Source organism: Belnapia moabensis DSM 16746 (assembly GCF_000745835.1).
GTDB lineage: Bacteria > Pseudomonadota > Alphaproteobacteria > Acetobacterales > Acetobacteraceae > Belnapia > Belnapia moabensis.
The window spans coordinates 144,835-165,629 of record NZ_JQKB01000003.1 but is presented as its reverse complement, the minus strand read 5'-3'; the positions used below and the strand labels follow the sequence as shown (position 1 = coordinate 165,629).

Here is a 20,795-nt window from a genome sequence, read left to right as displayed (position 1 = left end):
CGCCCGTGCCGCGCGACCCGGACGATACCATCGACGACAAGCCGATGCCGCTGCTCGACCACCTGATGGAGCTGCGCACGCGGCTTCTCTGGTCGGTCGGCGCCTTCGCCATCGCCTTCGCCATCTGCTACTACTTCTCCGCGCAGATCTACGGCTTCCTCGCCCGGCCGCTGGCCGACATCCTGCAGAGCCAGGGCGGCGGCGAGCGGCGGATGATCTTCACCGCCCTCTACGAGGCCTTCTTCACCTACCTGAAGGTCGCCTTCTTCGGTGCCGTCTTCTTCAGCTTCCCGATCTGGGCGACGCAGCTCTGGCTCTTCGTCGCCCCCGGCCTCTACCGCAGCGAGAAACGGGCGATCACGCCCTTCCTCGTCGCCTCGCCCTTTCTCTTCGTGATGGGCGCGGCGCTGGCCTACTACTTCATCTTCCCGCTCGCCTGGCACTTCTTTATCACCTTCGAGACGCCGCCCGGCGACGGCGCGTTGCCGATCCAGCTCGAGGCCAAGGTCAGCGAATACCTCTCGCTGGTCATGCAGATGATCCTCGCCTTCGGCATCGCCTTCCAGCTGCCGGTGCTGCTGACGCTGCTGTGCCGCGTCGGCATCCTGAGCGTCGAGACGCTGAGGAAGGGCCGCCGCTACGCCATCGTCGGCATGTTCGTGTTCGCCGCCGTGATCACTCCGCCCGACGTCATCAGCCAGATCGGCCTCGCCGTGCCTATGATCGCCCTTTACGAGATCTCGATCCTCGCCGCGACCTGGATGGGGCGGAAGAAGGACGGCGGGACGAAGACCTGACCCATGCATGACATCCGCGCCCTCCGCGCCGACCCGGCCGGGTTCGACGCCGCCATGGCCCGCCGCGGCCTCGCACCTCTCAGTGCGGAGCTGCTCGCGCTAGATGCCGCCCGCCGCGAGGACGTGACGCGCCAGCAGGAGGCGCTGACCCGCCGCAACGAGCTGGCGAAGCAGATCGGCATGCGGAAGCGCAAGGGCGAGGACACGGCGGCGCTTGAGGACGAGGCCCGCGAGCTCCGTCAATTTCTTGAAGCCTTCGAGACCCGGCGCTTCGAGATCGACGACCGGCTCGCGACGCTTCCCAATATCCTCGACGCGGACGTCCCGGATGGCCGCGACGAGTCGGACAACGTCGTCCTGCACCAGCATGGTGAGCCGCCCCGACCGAACTTCGCTCCGAAGCAGCATTTCGAGCTCGGCGAAGCCCTAGGCCTGATGGATTTCGCCGCTGCCACCAAGCTGGCCGGCGCCCGCTTCACCGTCCTCCGCGGCGCGCTCGCCCGGCTCGAGCGCGCCCTCGGCCAGTGGATGCTGACCCTCCACGCGACGGAGCACGGCTACACCGAGACCTCCGTGCCCTATCTCGTCAACCCGGCCAGCATGTACGGCACCGGCCAGCTGCCGAAGTTCGAGGAAGACCTCTTCAAGACCACGGACGGCCGCTACCTCATCCCGACCGCCGAGGTGCCGCTGACCAACCTGGTCCGCGACGAGATTGTCCCCGAAGCCGCGCTGCCCTTCCGCTATACCGCCCTCTCGCCAAGCTTCCGCTCCGAGGCCGGCAGCGCCGGGCGCGACACGCGGGGGATGCTCCGCCAGCACCAGTTCCACAAGGTCGAGATGGTCTCCGTCACCCGCCCCGAGGACAGCGCCGAGGAGCACGAGCGGATGACGCGCTGCGCCGAGCGGGTGCTGACGGAGCTTGGCCTCACCTGGCGCCGCATCGTGCTCTGCGCCGGCGATACCGGCTTCGGCGCGGCGAAGACCTATGACCTCGAGGTCTGGTTACCGGGGCAGGGGGCGTGGCGGGAGATTTCCTCCTGCTCCAACTGCCGCGACTTCCAGGCCCGGCGGATGAATGCCCGCATGAAGCCCACCGAGGGCAAGGGCAATGTCTTCCTGCACACGCTGAACGGCAGCGGCGTCGCCGTCGGCCGCGCCTTGATCGCGGTGATGGAGACCCACCAGCAAGCGGATGGTAGCATCTTGATCCCAGAGGTCTTACGCCCCTGGATGAGCGGCCAGGACCGCATCGCCTGACTCAAGGTTTCCAAAGGCCCTTCGGTCTTTGGTGGGTGGAGTTTGAGGAGGGCAAAGCCCTCCTCAACCTTCAGGCAGCCACCCCCATTCTTCCCGCCAGATCCTGGATGAACTGCCAGGCCACCCGTCCCGACCGCCCGCCGCGCGTCACCGACCACTCATTGGCCTGCCGCCTGATCTCCTCCTCGCCGACCTCAAGGCCGAGCGCCCGCGCATAGCCTTCGACCATGGCGAAGTAGGTCGGCTGGTCGCAATTGTGGAAGCCGAGCCACAGCCCGAAGCGGTCGCTGAGCGAGACCTTCTCCTCCACCGCTTCGCCCGGGTTGATGGCGGTGCTGCGCTCGTTCTCGATCATGTCGCGCGACATCAGGTGGCGCCGGTTGCTGGTCGCGTAGAACAGCACATTCGCCGGCCGCCCCTCGATCCCGCCATCGAGCACGCTCTTCAGCGCCTTGTAGTCGGCATCCTCTCGCTCGAAGGACAGGTCGTCGCAGAAGACCAGGCAGCGCCGCGCCTGCCCGCGCAGGATGTTGAGCAGCGCCGGCAGGCTACGGATATCCTCCCGCTGGATTTCGATCAGAGCGAGGCTTCCCGCACGCTCGGCCAGCGCCGCGGCATGGGCCGCCTTCACCAGCGATGACTTCCCCATCCCCCGCGCGCCCCACAGCATCACGTTGTTGGCCGGGAAGCCGCGGGCGAAGCGCAGCGTGTTCTCGAGCAGGATGCCCTTCTGCCGGTCGACGCCCTGCAGCAGCCCGATCTCGACCCGCGCCACCTTCGGCACCGGCGTCAGCCGCGCCACCGGCTCCGGATGCCATACGAAGGCATCCGCCCCGTCCAGCGAGGGCGCGGGCGGCGGCGGCGGTGCCAGGCGCTCCAGCGCTTCAGCGATGCGGGTCAGCAGGGCGGTGTCCATGGAGTGTTCCAGTACGGGGGAGGCTTGACGGGCGGGGGGCGAAAGCTAGTTTGCGCCCGCCGTCTACGGCAAGCCGGCCCAATAAGGAATTCGCCCGGGATGCTGATCTCCCCCGCCTACGCCCAGGACGCCGCCGGCGGCGCCGCCGCGCTCGTCACCCAGCTCGCGCCGCTGCTGCTGATCTTCGGCGTCTTCTACTTCCTGCTGATCCGTCCGCAGCAGAAGAAGCAGCGCGAGCACCGCGCCTTGCTCGCCTCGCTCAAGCGCGGCGACCGCGTGCTGACCGCGGGCGGCATCATCGCCAAGGTGGTCACCGTGAAGGAAGGCGTGGACGAGGTGGAGGTGGAGATCGCTCCCAATGTCCGCGTCAGCGTGCTGCGCCAGACCATCGGCGACGTGCTGAAGCCGATCGGAGCCGAGACCAAGGCGTGATCCCGCGCCGGGCACTGGCGGCGCTGCTGCTGCCGGTGCCGGCCCTGGCCGCCGAGCCCGATGCCCGCCGCGCCCTCGGCGGCACGCTGGTCCAGCTTGCCGCTGAACCCGCCGTGTCCATGCCGCTGCGCGGCGCCGCGCGTGGCCGCCAGCAATCGGTCTATGAGGGGCTGCGCCTGCCCGGTCCCCCGGTCGCCATGGTCGCCGAACGCTGGCTGGTCGGCTGGGGCAGGGAGGGCGATCGCGGCCTTTTCCTCGCCTTCGATTGGCAGGCCGAGCAGCTTTTCCTCCTGCTGTTGGTCGATGGCGGCCCGGTCCACCTCGCCCCAGGCCGCCAAGCCCGCTGGCCCGAGGCGCTGGCCGAACCCTTCGCCCGCTTCGCCCCCGGCCTCGCCCGCCATCCGGTATTCGCGGAATAGAGGAACCGTCCCGCGCCCTCGGCAGAGGTCAGGCCGGTCCTATCTTGGCATGATCCGATAACAACCGAGGAGCCACCGATGTCCGATCCCAAGACCCTGCTGCAGATGGCAGGCGCCGCGCTCGCCCCACCGAGCCTTGCCGATGCCGTGCTCGTCGTAGTCGACGCCCAGGGCGAGTACCGCACCGGCAAGCTGCCACTGGAGGGGATCGAGCCGGCGCTGGAGCGCCTCGCTACCCTCCTGCATGCGGCCCGCGCCGCCGGCACGCCGGTCATCCACATCGCGCACAAGGGCCGCCCCGGCAGCCTCTTTGACCGCGAGGCGGAAGGCGGCGCGATCGTGGCGGAGGCCGCGCCGCAGTCCGGCGAGCAGGTGATCGAGAAGCCCCTGCCGAACGCCTTCGCCCAGACCGGCCTCGGCGAGGCGCTGGCCGCGCTTGGCCGCAAGGAACTGGTCCTTGCCGGCTTCCAGACACATATGTGCATCAGCAGTACCGCCCGCGCGGCGCTCGACCTCGGCTACCGGGTGACGATCGCGGGCGATGCCGCGGCGACCCGCGCCCTGCCGGATCCGCTCGGCGGCCCCGCCCTCAGCGGCGCCGAGATCCACCGCATCGCGCTCGCCGAGCTGGCGGACCGCTTCGCCGTGGTGGTGCCGGTCTCAGCCCTGCGCTGAGACCGGGTCCCTTCCGAAGCCTCAGGCGCTCTGGCCGGACTTCAGGCCGCCATTCTTCAGCAGCGTCTCCACGACTTCCCAATCGACCAGCTTGTTGAGGAAGTTGTCGAGGTAGTTCGGGCGCACGTTGCGGAAGTCGAGATAGTAGGCGTGCTCCCACACATCGACGCCGAGGATCGGGGTGCCCTCGCCGGTAGCGACCGGGTTGGAGCCGTTCGGCGTCTTCGTCACCTTCAGCTTGCCGTCGGCGCCGACGATCAGCCAGGCCCAGCCGGAGCCGAACTGCGTCACACCGGCCTGCTTGAAGGCCTCCTTGAACTGCGCGAGGCCGCCGAGATCCTGGTCGATCTTCGCCGCCAGCGTCCCCGGCAGCTTGTCTCCGCCACCCTTCGGCGACATCACCTGCCAGAACAGGATGTGGTTCCAGTGCTGCCCCGCCTGGTTGAGCACCGGCAGCCCGTCGGCCCCGGCCTTGCCCGCCTCGGCGACGATGTCCTCGAGCGACTTGCCGGCGAGGCCCTTGCTCTCGATCAGCCCGTTGAGCGCGGTGACATAGGCGTTGTGGTGCTTGCCATGATGCAGCTCGAGCGTCTCCTGGCACATGCCCTGGGCGGCGAGCGCGCTGGTGTCGTATGGCAGCGGCGGCAGGCTGAAGGCCATTGGATCTCTCCCGTTATGGTGGGTACGGCACCCGGTAGGTCCGGGAGCTAGGTCGAGAGCTAGGCGGCGGCTTCCCGCCCGTCAAGCAAGCGGGCATGAAGCCTGTGATGCCCAGCACGCTCTCCCCGATTGGCGCCTTCGCCCGCGCGCATGACCCCGACCGCTTCCTCTGCGCGCTCTTCGCGCCGCCGGACCGGCGCGAGGCGCTCTTCACCCTGATCGCCTACAACCACGAGCTCGCCCGCGCCCGCGAGGCCGCCCGCACCCCGATGATCGCGCTGATCCGCCTGCAATGGTGGCGCGACGCGGTGGAGGAGGCGGCGACCGGCAAGCCCCCCCGCCGCCACGAGGTCGCCGAGCCCCTGCACGCCGCCATCGCCGCCGGCCTGCTCGATCCGCCCGATCTCCAGGCCATGGCCGATGCCCGCGAGGCCGAGGCGGAGGAGGAAGGCATCCCGACCGAGTCCGCCTTTGCCGCCTATCTGCGCGCCAGCGCCGGCGGCTTCGCTGTCGCCGCCGGCCGCCTGCTCGGCGCCGCCGGCCCGGCGCTCGCCGCCTTGCAGGAGGCCGGCGCCGCCTATGGCCTTGCCGGCATCCTCCGCAGCACCGTCAGCCTGGCCGGCCAGGGCCGGTGCCTCCTGCCCGCCGACCGCCTCGCCGCTGCGGGCCTTAGCGCCGAAGCGGTCATTGCCGAGCCCGCCACCGCCGCCCCCGTCATCGCCGGCCTGGCGGGGCAGGGGCTCGACAGGGCCCGCAGCCTCCGTCCCCGCCCGCCCCGCGGCGCCATCGCCGCCGCCCTGCCACTGGTGCTCGCCCGCCGCGACCTCCGCCGCCTCGCCCGCGGCCGGCCCATCCCGCCGACCCGCGGCCTCTCCGACCGCCTCGCCGTCACCGCCGGCGGCCTGCTCGGCCGCGTCTGAGTCATCGCCCGCCGAGCGCCACCAGGGTGAAGTCGTCCGCCGGCAAGAAGGCCTCCACCGCCAGCTCCGAGAGCAGGATGTCGCGCGGCGTGCCGAAGACCATGGTCGTGCTGAGGAAGCTGAGCACCCCCGCCTCCGTCGCCAGCTGGAAGGGCACCGCGATGCCAGCCTCTTCGCCCGCCCGCCGGTCCGAACTCGGCGAGGGATAGGAGATCAGCTCCTCCAGCAAAGCCGAAAGCACCGGGTCTGCCGTCTCCGCCACCTGCCGCCGGAGCCGCAGGAGCAGATGCGCCCGCCATTCCGGCAGGTTGGCGATCCGCGGCGCCAGCCCCCGCTCATGCAGGCTGAGCCGCAGCACGTTGACGGGCGGCTTCAGCAGCACTGCATCGCAGCCCGCCAGCAGCGGCCCGACCGCCGCATTCGCCGCCAGCAGGGTCCAGTGCCGGTCGATGGCGACGGCGGGGAAGGGTGCATGCCCCGCCAGCACCCGCTCCACCATCGCCCGCACCGGGCCGAGCGCCGGGTCCTCATAGCCCCGCTCCGGAAAGACCGGGGCGAAGCCCGCCGCCAGTAGCAGCAGGTTCCGCTCGCGCAGCGGCATGTCGAGCTGCTCGGCGAGGCGCAGCACCATCTCCCTGCTCGGCCTGGCCCGGCCGGTCTCGATGAAGCTCAGATGCCGCGCCGAGATCTCCGCATCCAGCGCCAAGTCGAGCTGGCTGCGCCGCCGCACCTGCCGCCACTCCTTCAGCATCCGCCCGAAATTCTCCATGCCGCCGAGGCTAGCGAGCCGCCCGCCGCGCCGCCATGACCTCCGAGGTAAGGCGGAAACAAGGCCGTGCTGCCTCGAAACCAGCACCGCCCCGCCGCGCTCCGGCCATACCTCCGGCCGTTCATGTGACGCAGGAGGAAGGCCCGTCCCCCAACCGCCATTCCTCCAGGGAGGTCGCCATGACCCGCCGGCTGATGAAGATCCTCGCCCTGCTGACCGTCACCGCCAGCCTCGGCGGCTGCGTCGCCTATACGGGCGGCTACGGCCACCGCCAGAGCGGTTACGGCTATGGCTATGGTGGCTCGCCCCGTTATGCCTATGGCGGCGGCTACAGCCGCGGCTACTACGGTGGCAGCTACCGTGGAGGCTACGGCAGCGGATATGGCAGAGGCTACGGTGGTGGCTATCGCAATGGATACGGCGGCGGCTACGGCTGGCGCTGAGGCGCCGCCCTCCTGGTTTCCCGGATCGTAGCGCGAAGCAGCTCGGTCATGCGCCGGACGGAGGTTCACCGCATCAGTGGACGCCCGCCCCGCCGCCGCCCAGACTGGCCGCACTGCCAGGAGGGACCCGGATGCGCCTCGTCGCCGCGCTACTCGTCGCCATGAGCCTTGCGATGCCTGCCAAGGCCCAGGCCTGGGCGACCAGCTGGGCCGCTTCCGTTCAGGGCCCCTATCCGACCGGCAACCCCTCCGCCCAGCCGGACCAGCGATTCGCTTTCCCTGACCCTGCCCGCGGCGCTAGCGACCAGACCCTCCGCCTCATCCTCCGCCCGAGCCTCTGGGGGAGGGAGGTCCGCCTGCGCTTCTCCAACGCCTTCGGTACCCGCCCGCTGACGCTGGACGGCGTGAGTATTGGCCTGCAACTCGGCGGCGCCGCGCTGGTCCCCGGCAGCAACCAGCCGGTCCGTTTCGCTGGCCGCGAAGCCCTCACCCTGCCCCCTGGCGAGAGCGCCTGGAGCGACCCCGTCACCCTGGCCTTCGTGCCCGAGACCGGGCCTGGGACCATGCAGGGCCGCAAGCTCGCCGTCAGCCTGCATGTCGCCGGCGAGAGCGGGCCGATGACCTGGCACGCCAAGGCGCTGCAGACCTCCTACGCGACGCCGCCCGGCGTCGGTTCGCTCGGCCATGAGGAAGGCGAGGGGGCCTTCCCCTTCAGCACGACGAGCTGGTTCTTCCTCGACGCGCTCGATGTCCGCGCCCCCGCCGGCACGCCCGTCGTGGTCTGCTTCGGCGACAGCATCACCGACGGCACCGCCAGCACCCTCAATGGCGACGACCGCTGGCCCGACATCCTCAACCGCCGCCTCGTCGCCCGCTTCGGCAACCGCGCCGCCGTGGTCAATGCCGGCATTGGCGGCAACCAGGTCGCCGGCCCCGCCGAATACTCGCCACAGAAACCCTTCCCCGGCGGCCCCGCCGCCGGCCAGCGGCTGGAGCGCGACGTGCTGACCCTCTCAGGCGTCACCACGGTGATCTGGCTGGAGGGCATCAACGATTTCAGCCGCAATGGCAATGCGAGCGTGGAGACGGTGCAGGCCGCAATACGCGACACCGTCGCCCGAATCCGCGCCCGCCTGCCGGGCGTTCGGGTGATCGGTGCAACGTTGACCCCTGCTCTCAGTACCGAGGGCCAGCCGCACGGCTTCCGCGAGCAGGACGAGAAGCGGCGCGCGCTGAACGAGTTCATCCGCCGCAGCGGGCTCTTCGACGCGGTCATCGACTTCGACGCCGCGACGCTCGACCCGGCGACCGGCGGCATCCGCCCGGAAATGGTGCCTGAGAGCACTACGGGTGGCCCCGGGGACCGCCTCCACCCCAACCGCGCCGGCTACCTGGCGATGGCCAACAGCATCGACCTCGGAGCGCTGCTGCCCGCCCTGCGCTGACGGGCGCTACGCTTGCCGCTCGGGGATGGCGACCACCAGCCCATCCAGCGCCGAGGTCACCGCGATCTGGCAGCAGAGCCGCCGCCCCTCCGGCACGCGGCCGACCTTGTCCTCGATCATATCCCGCTCATCCGGTGAGGCCTCCGGCAGCCGCCCGCGCCACGCCTCCGCCACATCGATCATGCAGGTCGCGCAGGCGAGCTGCCCGCCGCATTCCGCCGGCATGCCGGGCAGGTCGTGGCGGATCGCCAGATGCATTACCGTCGGCGCATCCCCCGCCTCCAGCGTCTCGGCACGCCCATCGGGTAGGAGGAAGGTGATCTGCGGCATTCGGGCCTCCTTGGCGCTCCCCGGCAGAGGGTGCAACCTGCCGGCCGGACCCTGGGGAGGAAAACCAGCATGGCCTACGCGCCCTTCGACCTGACAGGCAAGGTGGCGCTCGTCACCGGCGGCAATGGCGGCATCGGCCTCGGCTTGGCCGAGGCGCTGGCCCAGGCCGGCGCCGACATCGCCATCTGGGGCACCAACGAGGCGAAGAACGAGGCCGCCCGCGCCCGCCTCGCCGCCACCGGCCGCCGCGTCCTCGCGCTCCGCTGCGATGTCGGCGAGGAGGCCGAGGTAGAGGCCGCCTTCGCCGAGACGCTGGCGCAACTCGGCCGCGTCGATGGCTGCTTCGCCAATGCCGGCATCTCCGGCGGCCGCTCCGGCCCCTTCATTGAGCGCACAAAGGAGCAGTGGGACCGGGTGATCCGCGTCAACCTCACCGGCGCCTTCCTCACCTTCCGCGCCGCCGTCCGCCACATGCGCGCCCGCGCCGAATCGGGCGACAAGGGCGGCGTCCTGGTCGGCACCGCCTCGCTCGCCGCTATCGAGGGCGCGGCCCGCAACGAGCATTACGGCGCATCGAAGGGCGGCATGGTCTCGATGATCCGCGCCCTCGCGGTGGAGCAGGCCCGCCACGGCATCCGCGCCCACGCCATCCTCCCTGGCTGGATCGAGACGGACATGACCGCCCGCTCCGTCGCCGACCCGAAATTTGCCGGCAATGTCCTGCCCCGCGTGCCGATGCGCCGCTGGGGTACGGGCGAGGATTTCGGCGGCGTCGGCGTCTATTTGATGAGCGCCGCCAGCGCCTTCCACACCGGCGACAGCTTCGTCATCGACGGCGGTTACTCGATCTTCTAGGGAGACCTCGCATGCCCCGCCGCTTCATCGACATCTCCGTCCCGCTGAAGGCGGGCATCCGCTCCGACCCGCCGGAGATGCTGCCGAAGATCGAGTATGTCGATCACCACATGTCCGCCCCGCACATGGCGGCCTATATGGGCGTCCCCGTCTCCGCCCTGCCGAATGGCGAATACGCGGCCGTGGAGCGCGTCGACATCAGCACCCATAACGGCACGCATCTCGACGCGCCCTACCACTACTTCTCGCGGATGAATGAGCGCCTGGTGCCCGGCGGCGAACCCTCCTGGCGCATCGACGAGGTGCCGCTGGAATGGTGCTTCAACTCCGCCGTGAAGCTCGACTTCCGCCACATGGAGGACGGCTATGTCGTCCAGCCCGGCGATGTCGAGGCCGAGCTGAAGCGCATCGGCCATGAGCTGCGGCCGCTCGAGATCGTCGTCGTCAACACCGCCGCCGGCCTGCGCTATGGCGAGGAGGACTACATCGACCGCGGCTGTGGCATGGGCAAGGCGGCGACGCTCTGGCTGCTGGAGCGCGGCATTCGCCTCGTTGGCACCGATGCCTGGTCCTGGGATGCCCCCTTCAGCCACACGAAGCGCAAGATCGCCGAGGGCGGCGATGCCTCGCTGATCTGGGAAGGCCACCGCGCTGGCCGCGAGATCGGCTACTCGCATCTCGAGAAGTTGCACAACCTGGAAAGCCTGCCATCGGACGGCTTCCAGGTCGTCTGCTTCCCAGTCAAGGTCCATCGCGGCTCCGCCGGCTGGACCCGCGCCGTCGCCATCATCGACGACTAGCTAGAGGACGGCGATACACTCGATTTCCAGCAGGAAATTGGGCCGCGGCAGCGAGTAGACGATCGCTGTGGTCCGTGCCGGGTACTTCCCGTCCAGGAAGTGCGCGGCATAGATCCGGTTCATCTCGGCGAAGTCCTCGCGCCGGGTCAGCAGCACGTTGACCTTCGCCACGCGGTCCCATCCCGCTCCCACGACGGCCAGGATGGCGGTGATGTTCGCCATGGTTTGCGTCATCTGTGCGGTGAAGTCGCCGACTGCCAGCGTCCCATCCGCCGCATAGGCCGGGATGCCGGAGACGAAGAGCAGATTGCCGACCTTCACCGCCGGCGAGAGCGGTGCGGGCACCTTGTGCTGCCCCTCGGGAAAGATGTGCTCGAGCGGTTCCATCCTCTTACTCCACCTTGATTCCGTTGGCGCGGACCACCTCCGCATAGGTCTTGGTATAGCGCAGGATCTCCTCGCCGAACTGCGCCCCGGGCCGGGCCAGCACGGTGAAGCCCAACTCCTCCAGCCGCCCCTTCACCTCCGGTCGGTTCAACGCCTCGATCCAGGCGGTTTCCAGCCGCGCCCGTGCCGGCGCCGGCACATCGGCGCGCAGGATCAGCCCGAACCAGCTGTCGGAGAGCACCAGCGGGAATCCGAGCTCCGCCATCGTCGGCACATCGGGCAGCTCCTTCACGCGCGCCTCGGCCGAGATGGCGACGGCCCGCATCTGCCCGAGCTGCGCCGGCTGGATCACGTCCGGCAGGTTGGCGAACATGAATTGCAGCCGGTTGCCGATCAGGTCCGTCATCGCCTGCGGCGCGCCGTTATAGGGCACATGCGTCGCATTCAGCCGCGCCGCCTCGCGGAATTGCTCGCCGCCCAGATGGTTCGAGGTGCCGATGCCATAGGAGCCGAAAGCGAGGCCCGGCCCGGGCTTCCGCCCCGCCTCAAGGAAGCCGTCGAAGTTCCGCGCGACAGAGGGATGCACCACCAGCACATGCGGCACCACGGTCGCCATCACCAGCGGCGCGAAATCCGTCAGCGGCTTGTAGGGCATGCTCGGCCGGAGCGTGACATTCGCCGCGAAGCTATTGGCGATCATGATCATTGTGTGGCCATCGGGGGCCGAACGCGCCACCTCCTGCGTGCCGATCACCGTCGCTCCGCCCGGCCGGTGCTCGATCACCACCGGCTGGCCGAGAGATTGCGTGAGGAGGTTCTGCACGATGCGCACCACCGGATCCATCGTCCCGCCCGGCGTGAAGGGGATGATCACCCGCACCGGCTGGCTCGGCGCCCAGCCCTGCGCCCGCGCGGGCACGAGGGCAGGGGCGGCGAGCAACGCGGCGAGCGCGGCGCGGCGCGTCGGGGCGAAGGCGGTCATCGATGGTTCTCCTGCGGCAGGGCGCCGATGGTCGCGGCTGCCCCAGGCCCCGGCAAGGCCGCGGCATCGGGGAAACCGTCGCCACGAGACAGCGCCTGCACAAGCGGCAGGCAGGCGCCATGCCGCACCGCCACCGGCATGACCGATGCCGTCGCCCCGCGCCACATCGGCCCTGCGCCGCCCGGTTGCGCGCCCCCCGCTCCGGCGCCAGCATGCCGCGACGCAACCGGGGACCATCATGCCGCAGATCGACGCCGACCGCTTCCTCCGCGACCTCAAAGAACTTCGCCGGATCGGCGCCTACAAGACCGGCGTCCACCGCCCGACCTATTCGCCGCAGGACATGGAGAGCCGGCGCTGGCTGATGGAGCGCATGGCGGAGATCGGCCTGGAGCCGAGCATCGACGGCATCGGCAATGTCTACGGCCGCCATCGCAGCCCGGGGCCCCATCTTCTCGCCGGCAGCCATATCGAGAGCCAGAACCAGGCCGGCTGGCTCGACGGCGCGCTTGGCGTCATGGCGGCGCTCGCCTTGGCCCGCGCCGGCCTACCCGTCGACGTCGCTGCCTTCGCCGATGAGGAGGGGCATTTCGAGGGCGGCTTCCTCGGCAGCAAGTCGATCATCGGCGCCCTGCCTGAGGAGGAGATCGACCGCAGCCGCAGCCGCAATGACGGCACGCCGCTACGCGAGGCGCTGGCCGCCGCCGGCCTCGCCGGCAAGCCGCGCATGCAGCTCGAGCCCGGCCGCCACAAGGGCTTCTTCGAGATGCATATCGAGCAGGGCACGCAGCTCGAGCGCGCCGGCCGCCGCGCCGGCGTGGTCACCGGCATCGTCGCCATCTGGCAGTGGCGCATCACCATCGAGGGCATGCAGGACCATGCCGGCGGCACCACCATGGCCGAGCGCCGCGACGCCGGCCTCACCGCCGTGCGCCTGCTTTCGATGATCGACCGGGAGATGCCCAAGGCCTGCGGCGCACGCAGCACCTGGACCACCGGCCGCATCTCGGTCGAGCCCGGCGCGCCGAGCATCATCCCCGGCCGCGCCGACATCCTCTTCCAGTTCCGCGACATCGACGTGGCGACGCTCGATCGCATGGAAGCCTGCCTCCGCGCCTGCGTGCAGGAGAGCAACTGCCGTGAGCGCTGCGAGGCGATGCTGACCAACATCAGCAAGTCGCTCCCCGCCCCCTGCGACACCGCGATGATGGCCGCCCTCGACTCCGCGGCGGAGCGCCACGCCCCCGGCCTCTGGCAGCGCATGCCGAGCGGCGCTGGCCATGACGCGCAATACATCGCCCGCGTCATGCCCGTCTCGATGCTATTCACCCCCTCCATCGGCGGCATCAGCCACCACTGGGCGGAGGACACCAAGGAGGAGGACCTGGCGCTCTGCTGCCAGATCCTCGCCGACGCCGCGGAAACCTACCTGAAGGGTTAGCCCATCAGCGACACATGGGCGGCAACGATCCCCCAGCCATCCTCGGGAAAGCGCACCCATGTCTGGCTCTGCCGCCCTCGCTTCCCCGCCCGGATGAATTCCGTATTGGCCACGGCGAAGTCGTGCCCGAAGGTGGTGATCACCGTATTCTCCAGCTCCCGCGCCAGCCCGACCGGCGAGCGCCCGCTACGGAAGGCCGCGATCGCCTCCCAGCCATAGAGGCACTCCGCCGGCCCGTAGCGCAGCGTCCGACCGTCGCGGCGGAACAGCGCCTGCAGCACCGGTACGTCGTTGGTGACGAGCGCCCGCTCATACTCGGCGAAGGCCGCCCGCATCTCGGCCAGCACCTCCGGCAGATCGACCTCCATCACGCCCCCTCCTTACCTTTGAGATAGGCCCGCCACCCACCCGTCGCCGAGATATCCGGCATTCCCGCGACACCCGCCGCCTCGCAGAGGAAGCCGAGCGGCCGCGACCCGTCCGCCATCTCCACCCGCCCGAAGCCGAGCGGCGGCGGAATCTCGGCGAGGAACGGCCCCACCGAAGCGGCCGGCACCGCCCAGACCTCACCCGCCACCGCGACGCCACCTTCGCCGACCCGCACCATCCCTGGCCGTCCGCCGAGATCGTGCAGCCGATAGACCGTCGCCGTCCGCGCCTTGCCGAGGAACCGCCCGCCATGTCGGAGCAGCTGCGGATTGAGCGGCAGCCCCGCCATATGCGCCCCAATCGCCAGCAGCGGCAATTCGTCGGAGGTGAGGGCAGGGGGCTCCGGCGCCGCCGGTACCGCCCCGCCCAGCGCCCCGAGCCCAACCCCCGCCGAGGCGTGCAGCCCGGCCCCCAGCCCCGCCAGCCGCGCCTCGGAAAAGGCCGGCCCCACCAGCGTCACGCCGAAGGGCCGCCCGTCGCCGCGGAACCCCGCTGGCACCGCCAGCGCCGCGAGGTCGCAAATATTGACGAAGTTGGTATAGGTCCCGAGCCGGCTGTTCGCCGCCACCGGCTCCGCCGCGAGGTCGGCAAGCGTCGGCACCCCCGGCGCCGTCGGCAGCACCAGCGCATCCACCCGGGCGAAGAGCAGCCTCGCCAACCGCTTGGCCTCGGCGGCGGCGTGGAAATCCTCCCAGGCATCGACGGTCAGCTTGCCGAGCCCCGCTTCCAGGATACTCCGCGTCACCGGATGCACGCTCCCCGGCCGCTCGACGAGGAAGCCCCGCAGCGCCGCCGTCCGCTCCGCCACCCAAGCCCCGTCATAGAGCCGCTGCGCGATGGCGAGGAAGGGCGCGATATCCACCCTCTCCACCGTTCCGGCCCGTGCCAGCGCCGCCTCATAGAGCGCCGCATCATCCGCCGTATCGAAGACCAGCTGCCCCGGCAGTGGCGCCGCCAGCAGCCAGGCCGGCTGGGCCGCCGGAGCCGTCCGCCAGCCGAGCGGGGCCGGGCGTCCATACCGGTCCCCCTCCGCCACCCCCGCCATCACCTCGAGCACGGCAGCGGCATCCGCGACCGTCAGCGCGAAAACCGAGACGCAATCCAACGACCGGCAAGCCGGCACGACCCCCATGGTCGGCACCAGCCCGAGGCTCGGCTTCAACCCGACGATGTTGCAGGCCATGGCAGGCACCCGCCCCGACCCGGCCGTATCCGTCCCCAGCGAGAAGGCCGCGATCCCCGCCGCTACCGCCGCCGCCGAGCCGGAAGACGAACCACCCGGGATGCACTCCGCCGCCACCGGGTTGCGCGGCGTGCCATGCGGGCTCCGCGTCCCGTTCAGCCCCGTAGCGAACTGGTCGAGATTGACCTTCCCCAGCAGCACCGCACCCGCTGCCAGCAGCCGCGCCACCGCCGGCGCATCCGCCTCCGGCACATAGGCGAAATCCGGGCAGGCCGCCGTCGTCGGCAGCCCGGCGCAGTCGATATTGTCCTTCACCACGAAAGGCAGGCCGAAGAGCGGCCGCCCGCGCGGCCCCTCCGCCGCCAGCGCCTTCGCCCGCGCCAGCACCTCCTCGTCGGACACCCGCGCCAGGAACAGCGCCGGATCGTCCCACGCCGCGATCCGCGCGAGCGCCGCCTCCGTCACCGCCACCGGGCTGCCGCCCTGCGCGAAGAAGCCCGCCAGCGCCGCGAAGGTGAAAGCCGCCGGCACCATCAGCCGAACCTCAGCAGCTCGTCCGCCGCCCGTAGCAACTCCCCATCCGGCGCCTTCAGCGCCTCTAGGATGCGGAAGTGATCCGCCCCGCTCACCGGGATCAGCGCCCCCGGTGCATGCGCCTCGGCCCGCAGCTTGTGGAACGCCCGCGACTGCCGCCGCAGCTCCGGCAGCTCGCCGGTGCCATAGGCGATGGCGAGCGGCTTCCGCACCACCGGCAGCCGCATCGGCGATAGCGAGGCCAGCTCCGCCTCGGTCAGCCCGAGCTTCTCGTCGAGCTCGGTATCCCGGATCGGCGCCAGCTCAAAGATGCCGGAGATGGCGAGCCCCGCCGAGACCCGCGGATGGTCGAGTGCCATCGCCGTCAGATGCCCGCCTGCCGACCAGCCCGAGACCACGACCTTCCCCGCGATCCCATGCTCCCTCCCATGCAGGGCGAGCCAGTCCAACGAAGCCCTGATCTCACCCACGATCTGCGTCAGCGAGGCCTCCGGTCCCAGCGTGTGGCCCGGCAACGCCGCCGACCACCCGCGCTCCAGCGCCCCCGCCATGAAGGCACAGAAATCCTCCCGCCGGTTCCGCTGCCAATAGCCGCCATGGATGAAAACGAGGCAGGGCGCCGATGCCTCCTTCGCGGGGAAGAGATCCCACGCTGTCCGCTCCGTCGCCCCGTAGCCCAGGTCGAGATGCCCGGCGCGCGCCGCGCGGAACGGCGCCGCCTCGGCATTCCGCGCCGCGATCAGCGCCGGGCTGTCCTTCACCGCCGTGCTGTTGTCATAGGCCGCGCTGCGCTCGGCCTTGCTGGCGCCGGCCCAGAAGGGCGGCAGCGGATCATATGCCATGGCGGGAACCCCTAATGATGACTGCCGAGCAGCCCCGAAAGATGCCGCCTGAGCGCGTTGAACTCCACCCCCGTCGGGTCGCGCGGCCTGGGCAGGGCGATGCGCTCATCGGCGATGATCCGCCCCGGTCCCGGCGACATCACCACCACCCGGTCGGCGAGGATGATCGCCTCCTCGATCGCATGGGTGACGAAGATGATGCTGAGCTTCGCGCGCGCCCAAATCTCCAGCAGATCCTCCTGCAGCCGCTCGCGCGTCATCGCATCCAACGCACCGAAGGGCTCGTCCATCAGCACCACCTCTGCATCGTTGGCGAGCACCCGGGCGATGGCGACCCGCTGCTTCATGCCCCCAGAGAGCTGGTGCGGATAGGCTTCCGCGAAGCGCGTCAGCCCCACCATCTCGACGAAGCGCCTGGCGATCGCCGCCGCCTCCGCCTTCGGCCGCCCGCGCGCCACCGGCCCGAAGGCGATGTTCTGGCTCACCGTCAGCCAGGGAAAGAGCCCGTAATCCTGGAACACCATTCCCCGGTCCGGCCCCGGCCCACTCACCGGCTTGCCCCACATGAGCAAGGCGCCGCTGCTCACTGTCTCGAACCCCGCGATCATCCGCAGCAGGGTCGATTTCCCGCAGCCGGACGGCCCGATCAGGCAGATGAATTCTCCCTTGCCGATGCGCAGCGTCGCATCCGAGAGCGCCGTGATCGTCTCTGCCCCGAAGGCGAAGCGCTTGTCGACATGCTGGATGTCGAGGATCGGCAGCACCGTCCCCGTCGCCGCCGGCCGCTCCAGCACCTCACCCATGTTGCGGACTCCAGCGCAGCAGCCGACGCCCGAGCAGCTGCACCGCCCGGTCGGAGAGGAACCCCAGCACCCCGATCGTCACCATCCCAGAGATGACGATCTCCGTCCGCGAGAGCTGCCGCGCCTCCATGATGATGGCGCCGAGCCCCGTCTGCACCCCCGTCATCTCGCCGACGACGATCACCACCCAGGCAAACCCCAGCCCCAACCTGAGCCCCGTGAAGATCGAGGGGAGGGAGGCCGGCAGTACCACCTTCCAGAACACCGCCTGCCGCCCGACGCCGAGCATCGCCGCCGCCTCGAACAGCCGCCCCTCGACGCTCCTCACGCCGAAGACCGTATTCAGCAGGAACGGATAGAAGGCGCCGAGGAAGACCAGGAAGAAGGCGCTGCGCGGCCCGATGCCGAAGACGATCATGGCCAGCGGCAGCCAGGCGGTGACCGGGATCGGCCGCAGGATCTGCAAGGACGGGTCGAGCAGGTCCCGCACCACCGCGATGCGCCCGATCAGCATCCCCATCGGCAGCGCGACGAGCGCGGCCAGCGCGAAGCCGCCATAGACCCGCCCGAGGCTCGCCATCGCATGGGTCCACAGCGTCGCCGAATAGAGGTCGTCCCAGACCCCGCCGAAGGCGAGGTCCCACCACTGCACCGCGACGTCGGCCGGCGGCGGGATCAGGTGATAGCCCGGCCCGCTCGTCGCCACATGCCAGGCGAGCAGGCCGAGCACCGGCGCCGCCACCGCCAGCAGTGCTTGGCGCGAGGCGGTGGCGCGCACCGCCAGCGCCGTCATGCCGCAGACTTCGCCAGCTCGTCCGAGAACCTCGCGTCGAAGAAGGTGCCGAAATCCGGCAGCGCGCGGATCTGCTTCAGGCTCAGCATCTGCTCGGCATAAGTCTTCGCCCGCACCACCATCTCGGGGGTCATCTGCCAGTTCAGCTCGACATTCGGCAGGCTGACCTCCAACGCATCCCGCCGCATCCCAAGCTTCGCCACCGCAGTCTCGATGGTGACGCCGCGGTTGGCCATGCCGAATTCGCTCGCCTGCCGGTGCACCTTCAGCATGGCCCGCACGAGGTCCGGCCGCTGCGCGACGGTCTCGGGATGCGTGGCAAAGATCATGTTCAGCGAGCCCATCGGCGTCGAATAAGGATACTCGACGATCTTCCCGACGCCCGAGGAAATGGAGACACCCGGTCCCGGTTCCGCCCCGACATAGGCATCGACATCGCCACGGGCCAGCGCGATCGGCATCTCGGAGAAGGAGACCCGCACCGACTGCACGTCGCGGATCGTCATCCCCTCCATCCTGAGCCGCTCGAGGATGAAGACCTCCTGCGTCGAACCCGGCCAGATGCCGACGCGCTTGCCGCGCAGGTCGCGCAGCGTCTCGATCTCGGCCTCCTTCTTCGCCACCACTGCCATGACCCGGTCGCAGCAGGAGCCGATCACCGTCACCGGCTCCCGCGCCGCCGCGCCGAGGATGCCGGCGGCGATGCCGAAGGCACCGAAATCCACAGATTTGGTCACGACCGCATTCTTGCCCTCGGTCGGACTCTCGAAGGGGATCACCTCGATCTTCATCCCCGCCGGCTGAAACCGCTCATAGAGATAGGGCGCGATGGAATGGATCAGCCGCAGCGCCCCCATCCTCACCGTGACGCCCTGCGCGTGCAGGGCAGGTGCGGCGAGGGCGGCGGAGGCGGCGCCAAGCAGCGCGCGGCGGGCGATGGGCATGGAAGCGATCCTCCAGGAGCGGGACGTTTCGCCTGCCCATGCAACGCCCATGCCGCACCTGTGAGGCGCTTCCGTCCCGCTAACTTCCCTGCGCTGCCGCCGAAAGCGGCATCCCGCTCACCCCGCGCGCAACTCCCGGATCGGCCGCCCCGCCAGGAAGGCCTCCACCGCCTCGACGGCGCCGAGGAAGTACTGCGCGTAATTCTCCTCGGTGACGTAGCCCAGGTGCGGCGTCAGCACGGTATTGGGCGCCGCCAGCAGCGGATGCCCCGGTGGCAGCGGCTCCCGGTCGAAGACGTCGATGCCCGCCCCCGCGATTTGCCCGTCCTGCAAGGCGGTGATCAGCGCCTCCTGCTCGATCAGCGGCCCCCGGCTGGTATTGACGATGAAGGCCGAGCGCTTCATCCGCCCCAGCTCCTCCGCCCCGACGATCCCCCGCGACCGGTCCGACAGGATGAGGTGCAGGCTCACCACATCCGCCTCCTCCATCAGCTGCGCCTTCCCGACCAGCCGCGCCCCCGCCGCCTCGGCCTTCTCGGCGGTGAGGTTCTGGCTCCAGGCGATCACCTCCATCCCGAAGGCCTGCCCCACCTTGGCGACCCGGCTGCCGAGATTGCCGAGCCCCATCACCCCCAGCACCTTCCCTTCGAAGGTCGAGCCGATGCTCCCCCCCGGCGCGATCTGCCAACCACCCGAGCGCAGCGAGGCCTGCTGCTCCGGGATGCGCCGCATGAGCGAAAGGATCAGCCCCCAGGTCAGATCGACGGTCGGATGCCCGAAGCTCGGCGTGCCGCAGACCGTCACCCCGCGCTCAGCCGCCGCCTCCAGATCGACGCTCCGGTTCCGCGCCCCGGTGGTGATCAGCAGCCGCAGATTCGGCAGCCGCTCCAGCAGCGCCCGCGGGAAGGGCGTGCGCTCGCGCATGATGAGGATGGCGTCGAAGGGCAGCAGCCGCGCCACCAGCGCCTCCATCTCGGTGACGGTATCCCGGAACACCTCGATCGTCAGCGCCTCGGGCAATCGGTCCCAGGGCCCACGCGTCAGCGCCACGCCCTGATAGTCGTCGAGGATGGCAAGGCGGCTCAATCCAGGCATCACGCGTCTTCCTTATCCTTGGGCAGCAGCAGCCGCGTCGCGGCCTCGCGCAGCCGGGCGGGAAGGGGCACGCTCCGCCCCTGCTCGGCCCGTGCCACATAGACATGGACGAAATGCGCCTCCGCACTCGCCCGCTCCTCCGCATTGCGGAAGATGCCGACCTCGTAGCGGATGGAGCTGGTCCCGAGCCGCCCGCACCGCACCCCGCAGGTCACGGAATCGGGGAAGGCGATCGGCGCGAAGTAGCGGCAGCCGGTATCCACCACCAGCCCGACCTCGCTGCTGGCCTTCAGGTCGAGCACCCCCTGCTCGATCAGGAACTGCGCCACCGCCGTATCGACCCAGCTGTAATAGGTGACGTTGTTCACATGGCCATAGACGTCGTTGTCCATCCAGCGGGTCGGGATGGCGATGAACCAGCGGTAGTCGGCACGGGTGCCGATGGGCGGCCGGCTCACGCCGCGGCCCCGCCGAGTCGGCAGGCATGGATGAGGGCAGAAGGCGGCACGTCACGCTCCCCGGTTGCCCCGGCATTATGAACCGGCCAGCCGCCACGCCAATCCGGGACGCTTCGGCGTATTCGGGCTTCGCCCCTCGCCGCCGCGCCGCTATAGGTGAGGAACCGCAACCCCCCACGCCGC

General features: G+C 70.2%; 26 protein-coding genes. 11 read left to right on the top strand and 15 right to left on the bottom strand.

What is annotated here, in order from left to right:
- Window positions 1–5: 5 nt before the first annotated feature.
- Entirely contained in the window at window positions 6–797 is a 792-nt protein-coding gene (gene tatC, locus EP26_RS02830; protein WP_043335490.1) for a twin-arginine translocase subunit TatC, read from the top strand.
- Between the two features lie 3 nt (window positions 798–800).
- Window positions 801–2,057, top strand: a complete 1,257-nt coding sequence (serS, locus tag EP26_RS02825) for a serine--tRNA ligase (protein ID WP_043335488.1) — start codon at window positions 801–803, stop codon at window positions 2,055–2,057.
- A 70-nt stretch (window positions 2,058–2,127) separates the two neighbouring features.
- Here the strand turns inward: serS and EP26_RS02820 are convergent, their stop codons facing one another.
- Window positions 2,128–2,973 carry an ATP-binding protein gene (locus EP26_RS02820; RefSeq protein ID WP_043335487.1) on the bottom strand — a complete coding sequence of 282 codons (846 nt, stop codon included), beginning with the start codon at window positions 2,971–2,973 and terminating at the stop codon, window positions 2,128–2,130.
- A gap of 99 nt (window positions 2,974–3,072) precedes the next feature.
- Here EP26_RS02820 and yajC point away from each other — a divergent pair, with 99 nt between their 5' ends.
- The 3 genes from yajC to EP26_RS02805 all read left to right on the top strand — a co-directional run bounded on the left by yajC (window position 3,073) and on the right by EP26_RS02805 (window position 4,499).
- Window positions 3,073–3,405, top strand: coding sequence for a preprotein translocase subunit YajC (gene yajC, locus EP26_RS02815; RefSeq protein WP_043335484.1), 333 nt, complete (start codon window positions 3,073–3,075; stop codon window positions 3,403–3,405).
- On the top strand, window positions 3,402–3,824 hold the full coding sequence (locus EP26_RS02810) for a hypothetical protein (protein ID WP_043335481.1): 423 nt from the start codon (window positions 3,402–3,404) through the stop codon (window positions 3,822–3,824). Before yajC ends, EP26_RS02810 begins: the two co-directional genes overlap by 4 nt.
- Before the next feature lie 78 nt (window positions 3,825–3,902).
- Window positions 3,903–4,499 (top strand): cysteine hydrolase family protein, encoded by a 597-nt coding sequence (locus tag EP26_RS02805; RefSeq protein ID WP_043335479.1) that lies wholly within the window; start codon window positions 3,903–3,905, stop codon window positions 4,497–4,499.
- A gap of 21 nt (window positions 4,500–4,520) precedes the next feature.
- On the opposite strand, the gene EP26_RS02800 is transcribed toward EP26_RS02805, so the two are convergent.
- Window positions 4,521–5,159, bottom strand: coding sequence for a superoxide dismutase (locus EP26_RS02800; RefSeq protein ID WP_043335476.1), 639 nt, complete (start codon window positions 5,157–5,159; stop codon window positions 4,521–4,523).
- Between the two features lie 107 nt (window positions 5,160–5,266).
- On the opposite strand from EP26_RS02800, the gene EP26_RS02795 reads away from it, so the two are divergent.
- Window positions 5,267–6,079 (top strand): squalene/phytoene synthase family protein, encoded by an 813-nt coding sequence (locus EP26_RS02795; RefSeq protein ID WP_052388743.1) that lies wholly within the window; start codon window positions 5,267–5,269, stop codon window positions 6,077–6,079.
- A gap of 1 nt (window position 6,080) precedes the next feature.
- Here the strand turns inward: EP26_RS02795 and EP26_RS02790 are convergent, their stop codons facing one another.
- On the bottom strand, window positions 6,081–6,848 hold the full coding sequence (locus EP26_RS02790; protein WP_043335473.1) for a helix-turn-helix domain-containing protein: 768 nt from the start codon (window positions 6,846–6,848) through the stop codon (window positions 6,081–6,083).
- 179 nt (window positions 6,849–7,027) lie between these two features.
- Between EP26_RS02790 and EP26_RS02785 the strand changes: the two genes are divergently transcribed.
- A complete protein-coding gene (locus EP26_RS02785; RefSeq protein WP_043335471.1) occupies window positions 7,028–7,291 on the top strand; it encodes a hypothetical protein in 264 nt (87 codons plus the stop codon).
- A gap of 131 nt (window positions 7,292–7,422) precedes the next feature.
- Window positions 7,423–8,736 (top strand): GDSL-type esterase/lipase family protein, encoded by a 1,314-nt coding sequence (locus EP26_RS02780; RefSeq protein WP_043335468.1) that lies wholly within the window; start codon window positions 7,423–7,425, stop codon window positions 8,734–8,736.
- A gap of 6 nt (window positions 8,737–8,742) precedes the next feature.
- Here the strand turns inward: EP26_RS02780 and EP26_RS02775 are convergent, their stop codons facing one another.
- Window positions 8,743–9,066 carry a 2Fe-2S iron-sulfur cluster-binding protein gene (locus EP26_RS02775; RefSeq protein ID WP_043335467.1) on the bottom strand — a complete coding sequence of 108 codons (324 nt, stop codon included), beginning with the start codon at window positions 9,064–9,066 and terminating at the stop codon, window positions 8,743–8,745.
- A 69-nt stretch (window positions 9,067–9,135) separates the two neighbouring features.
- Between EP26_RS02775 and EP26_RS02770 the strand changes: the two genes are divergently transcribed.
- Window positions 9,136–9,921: an SDR family NAD(P)-dependent oxidoreductase gene (locus EP26_RS02770; protein WP_043335465.1), complete on the top strand. Its 786-nt coding sequence runs from the start codon at window positions 9,136–9,138 to the stop codon at window positions 9,919–9,921.
- 11 nt (window positions 9,922–9,932) lie between these two features.
- Window positions 9,933–10,721: a cyclase family protein gene (locus tag EP26_RS02765; protein ID WP_043335463.1), complete on the top strand. Its 789-nt coding sequence runs from the start codon at window positions 9,933–9,935 to the stop codon at window positions 10,719–10,721.
- Here EP26_RS02765 and EP26_RS02760 read toward each other — a convergent pair whose 3' ends face one another.
- The 3 genes from EP26_RS02760 to EP26_RS36155 are packed head-to-tail and all read right to left on the bottom strand — an operon-like array spanning window position 10,722 to window position 12,257.
- The gene (locus tag EP26_RS02760; protein ID WP_043335461.1) at window positions 10,722–11,108 is read right to left on the bottom strand and encodes a RidA family protein; all 387 of its coding nucleotides are present in this window, start codon (window positions 11,106–11,108) and stop codon (window positions 10,722–10,724) included. It lies immediately after the preceding gene.
- Between the two features lie 4 nt (window positions 11,109–11,112).
- Window positions 11,113–12,090: a Bug family tripartite tricarboxylate transporter substrate binding protein gene (locus tag EP26_RS02755; protein WP_043335458.1), complete on the bottom strand. Its 978-nt coding sequence runs from the start codon at window positions 12,088–12,090 to the stop codon at window positions 11,113–11,115.
- The gene (locus EP26_RS36155) at window positions 12,087–12,257 is read right to left on the bottom strand and encodes a hypothetical protein (RefSeq protein ID WP_169747353.1); all 171 of its coding nucleotides are present in this window, start codon (window positions 12,255–12,257) and stop codon (window positions 12,087–12,089) included. The genes EP26_RS02755 and EP26_RS36155 overlap by 4 nt, the downstream gene beginning before the upstream one ends.
- Window positions 12,258–12,328: 71 nt before the next feature.
- Here EP26_RS36155 and EP26_RS02750 point away from each other — a divergent pair, with 71 nt between their 5' ends.
- The gene (locus EP26_RS02750) at window positions 12,329–13,531 is read left to right on the top strand and encodes a Zn-dependent hydrolase (RefSeq protein WP_043335680.1); all 1,203 of its coding nucleotides are present in this window, start codon (window positions 12,329–12,331) and stop codon (window positions 13,529–13,531) included.
- Here the strand turns inward: EP26_RS02750 and hpxZ are convergent.
- The 8 genes from hpxZ to EP26_RS02710 form a co-directional block, all read right to left on the bottom strand.
- The gene (hpxZ, locus tag EP26_RS02745; protein WP_043335455.1) at window positions 13,528–13,899 is read right to left on the bottom strand and encodes an oxalurate catabolism protein HpxZ; all 372 of its coding nucleotides are present in this window, start codon (window positions 13,897–13,899) and stop codon (window positions 13,528–13,530) included. The genes EP26_RS02750 and hpxZ overlap by 4 nt on opposite strands.
- The gene (gene atzF / locus EP26_RS02740) at window positions 13,899–15,677 is read right to left on the bottom strand and encodes an allophanate hydrolase (RefSeq protein WP_211259359.1); all 1,779 of its coding nucleotides are present in this window, start codon (window positions 15,675–15,677) and stop codon (window positions 13,899–13,901) included. Before atzF ends, hpxZ begins: the two co-directional genes overlap by 1 nt.
- Window positions 15,677–16,519, bottom strand: coding sequence for an alpha/beta hydrolase (locus EP26_RS02735; RefSeq protein WP_052388719.1), 843 nt, complete (start codon window positions 16,517–16,519; stop codon window positions 15,677–15,679). The genes atzF and EP26_RS02735 overlap by 1 nt, the downstream gene beginning before the upstream one ends.
- Before the next feature lie 11 nt (window positions 16,520–16,530).
- Window positions 16,531–17,322, bottom strand: coding sequence for an ABC transporter ATP-binding protein (locus tag EP26_RS02730; protein WP_052388718.1), 792 nt, complete (start codon window positions 17,320–17,322; stop codon window positions 16,531–16,533).
- Window positions 17,315–18,115, bottom strand: a complete 801-nt coding sequence (locus EP26_RS02725) for an ABC transporter permease (protein WP_052388717.1) — start codon at window positions 18,113–18,115, stop codon at window positions 17,315–17,317. Before EP26_RS02725 ends, EP26_RS02730 begins: the two co-directional genes overlap by 8 nt.
- On the bottom strand, window positions 18,112–19,059 hold the full coding sequence (locus EP26_RS02720; protein WP_043335449.1) for an ABC transporter substrate-binding protein: 948 nt from the start codon (window positions 19,057–19,059) through the stop codon (window positions 18,112–18,114). The genes EP26_RS02725 and EP26_RS02720 overlap by 4 nt, the downstream gene beginning before the upstream one ends.
- A gap of 117 nt (window positions 19,060–19,176) precedes the next feature.
- Window positions 19,177–20,154, bottom strand: coding sequence for a D-2-hydroxyacid dehydrogenase family protein (locus tag EP26_RS02715; RefSeq protein WP_043335446.1), 978 nt, complete (start codon window positions 20,152–20,154; stop codon window positions 19,177–19,179).
- On the bottom strand, window positions 20,154–20,612 hold the full coding sequence (locus tag EP26_RS02710; protein ID WP_043335444.1) for an acyl-CoA thioesterase: 459 nt from the start codon (window positions 20,610–20,612) through the stop codon (window positions 20,154–20,156). Before EP26_RS02710 ends, EP26_RS02715 begins: the two co-directional genes overlap by 1 nt.
- Window positions 20,613–20,795: the final 183 nt, after the last annotated feature.

Excerpts from the sequence above, each read along its gene's own strand:
- EP26_RS02775 (WP_043335467.1), bottom strand. The coding sequence starts at position 9,066 with ATGCCGCAGATCACCTTCCTCCTACCCGATGGGCGTGCCGAGACGCTG.
- EP26_RS36155 (WP_169747353.1), bottom strand. The coding sequence starts at position 12,257 with ATGTGGCGCGGGGCGACGGCATCGGTCATGCCGGTGGCGGTGCGGCAT.
- EP26_RS02760 (WP_043335461.1), bottom strand. The coding sequence starts at position 11,108 with ATGGAACCGCTCGAGCACATCTTTCCCGAGGGGCAGCACAAGGTGCCC.
- EP26_RS02765 (WP_043335463.1), top strand. The coding sequence starts at position 9,933 with ATGCCCCGCCGCTTCATCGACATCTCCGTCCCGCTGAAGGCGGGCATC.
- EP26_RS02730 (WP_052388718.1), bottom strand. The coding sequence starts at position 17,322 with ATGGGTGAGGTGCTGGAGCGGCCGGCGGCGACGGGGACGGTGCTGCCG.
- EP26_RS02790 (WP_043335473.1), bottom strand. The coding sequence starts at position 6,848 with ATGGAGAATTTCGGGCGGATGCTGAAGGAGTGGCGGCAGGTGCGGCGG.
- yajC (WP_043335484.1), top strand. The coding sequence starts at position 3,073 with ATGCTGATCTCCCCCGCCTACGCCCAGGACGCCGCCGGCGGCGCCGCC.
- atzF (WP_211259359.1), bottom strand. The coding sequence starts at position 15,677 with ATGGTGCCGGCGGCTTTCACCTTCGCGGCGCTGGCGGGCTTCTTCGCG.
- serS (WP_043335488.1), top strand. The coding sequence starts at position 801 with ATGCATGACATCCGCGCCCTCCGCGCCGACCCGGCCGGGTTCGACGCC.
- EP26_RS02735 (WP_052388719.1), bottom strand. The coding sequence starts at position 16,519 with ATGGCATATGATCCGCTGCCGCCCTTCTGGGCCGGCGCCAGCAAGGCC.
- EP26_RS02715 (WP_043335446.1), bottom strand. The coding sequence starts at position 20,154 with ATGCCTGGATTGAGCCGCCTTGCCATCCTCGACGACTATCAGGGCGTG.
- EP26_RS02755 (WP_043335458.1), bottom strand. The coding sequence starts at position 12,090 with ATGACCGCCTTCGCCCCGACGCGCCGCGCCGCGCTCGCCGCGTTGCTC.
- hpxZ (WP_043335455.1), bottom strand. The coding sequence starts at position 13,899 with ATGGAGGTCGATCTGCCGGAGGTGCTGGCCGAGATGCGGGCGGCCTTC.
- EP26_RS02800 (WP_043335476.1), bottom strand. The coding sequence starts at position 5,159 with ATGGCCTTCAGCCTGCCGCCGCTGCCATACGACACCAGCGCGCTCGCC.
- EP26_RS02795 (WP_052388743.1), top strand. The coding sequence starts at position 5,267 with ATGCCCAGCACGCTCTCCCCGATTGGCGCCTTCGCCCGCGCGCATGAC.
- EP26_RS02820 (WP_043335487.1), bottom strand. The coding sequence starts at position 2,973 with ATGGACACCGCCCTGCTGACCCGCATCGCTGAAGCGCTGGAGCGCCTG.
- EP26_RS02725 (WP_052388717.1), bottom strand. The coding sequence starts at position 18,115 with ATGACGGCGCTGGCGGTGCGCGCCACCGCCTCGCGCCAAGCACTGCTG.
- EP26_RS02770 (WP_043335465.1), top strand. The coding sequence starts at position 9,136 with ATGGCCTACGCGCCCTTCGACCTGACAGGCAAGGTGGCGCTCGTCACC.
- EP26_RS02720 (WP_043335449.1), bottom strand. The coding sequence starts at position 19,059 with ATGCCCATCGCCCGCCGCGCGCTGCTTGGCGCCGCCTCCGCCGCCCTC.
- EP26_RS02785 (WP_043335471.1), top strand. The coding sequence starts at position 7,028 with ATGACCCGCCGGCTGATGAAGATCCTCGCCCTGCTGACCGTCACCGCC.
- EP26_RS02750 (WP_043335680.1), top strand. The coding sequence starts at position 12,329 with ATGCCGCAGATCGACGCCGACCGCTTCCTCCGCGACCTCAAAGAACTT.
- EP26_RS02780 (WP_043335468.1), top strand. The coding sequence starts at position 7,423 with ATGCGCCTCGTCGCCGCGCTACTCGTCGCCATGAGCCTTGCGATGCCT.
- EP26_RS02805 (WP_043335479.1), top strand. The coding sequence starts at position 3,903 with ATGTCCGATCCCAAGACCCTGCTGCAGATGGCAGGCGCCGCGCTCGCC.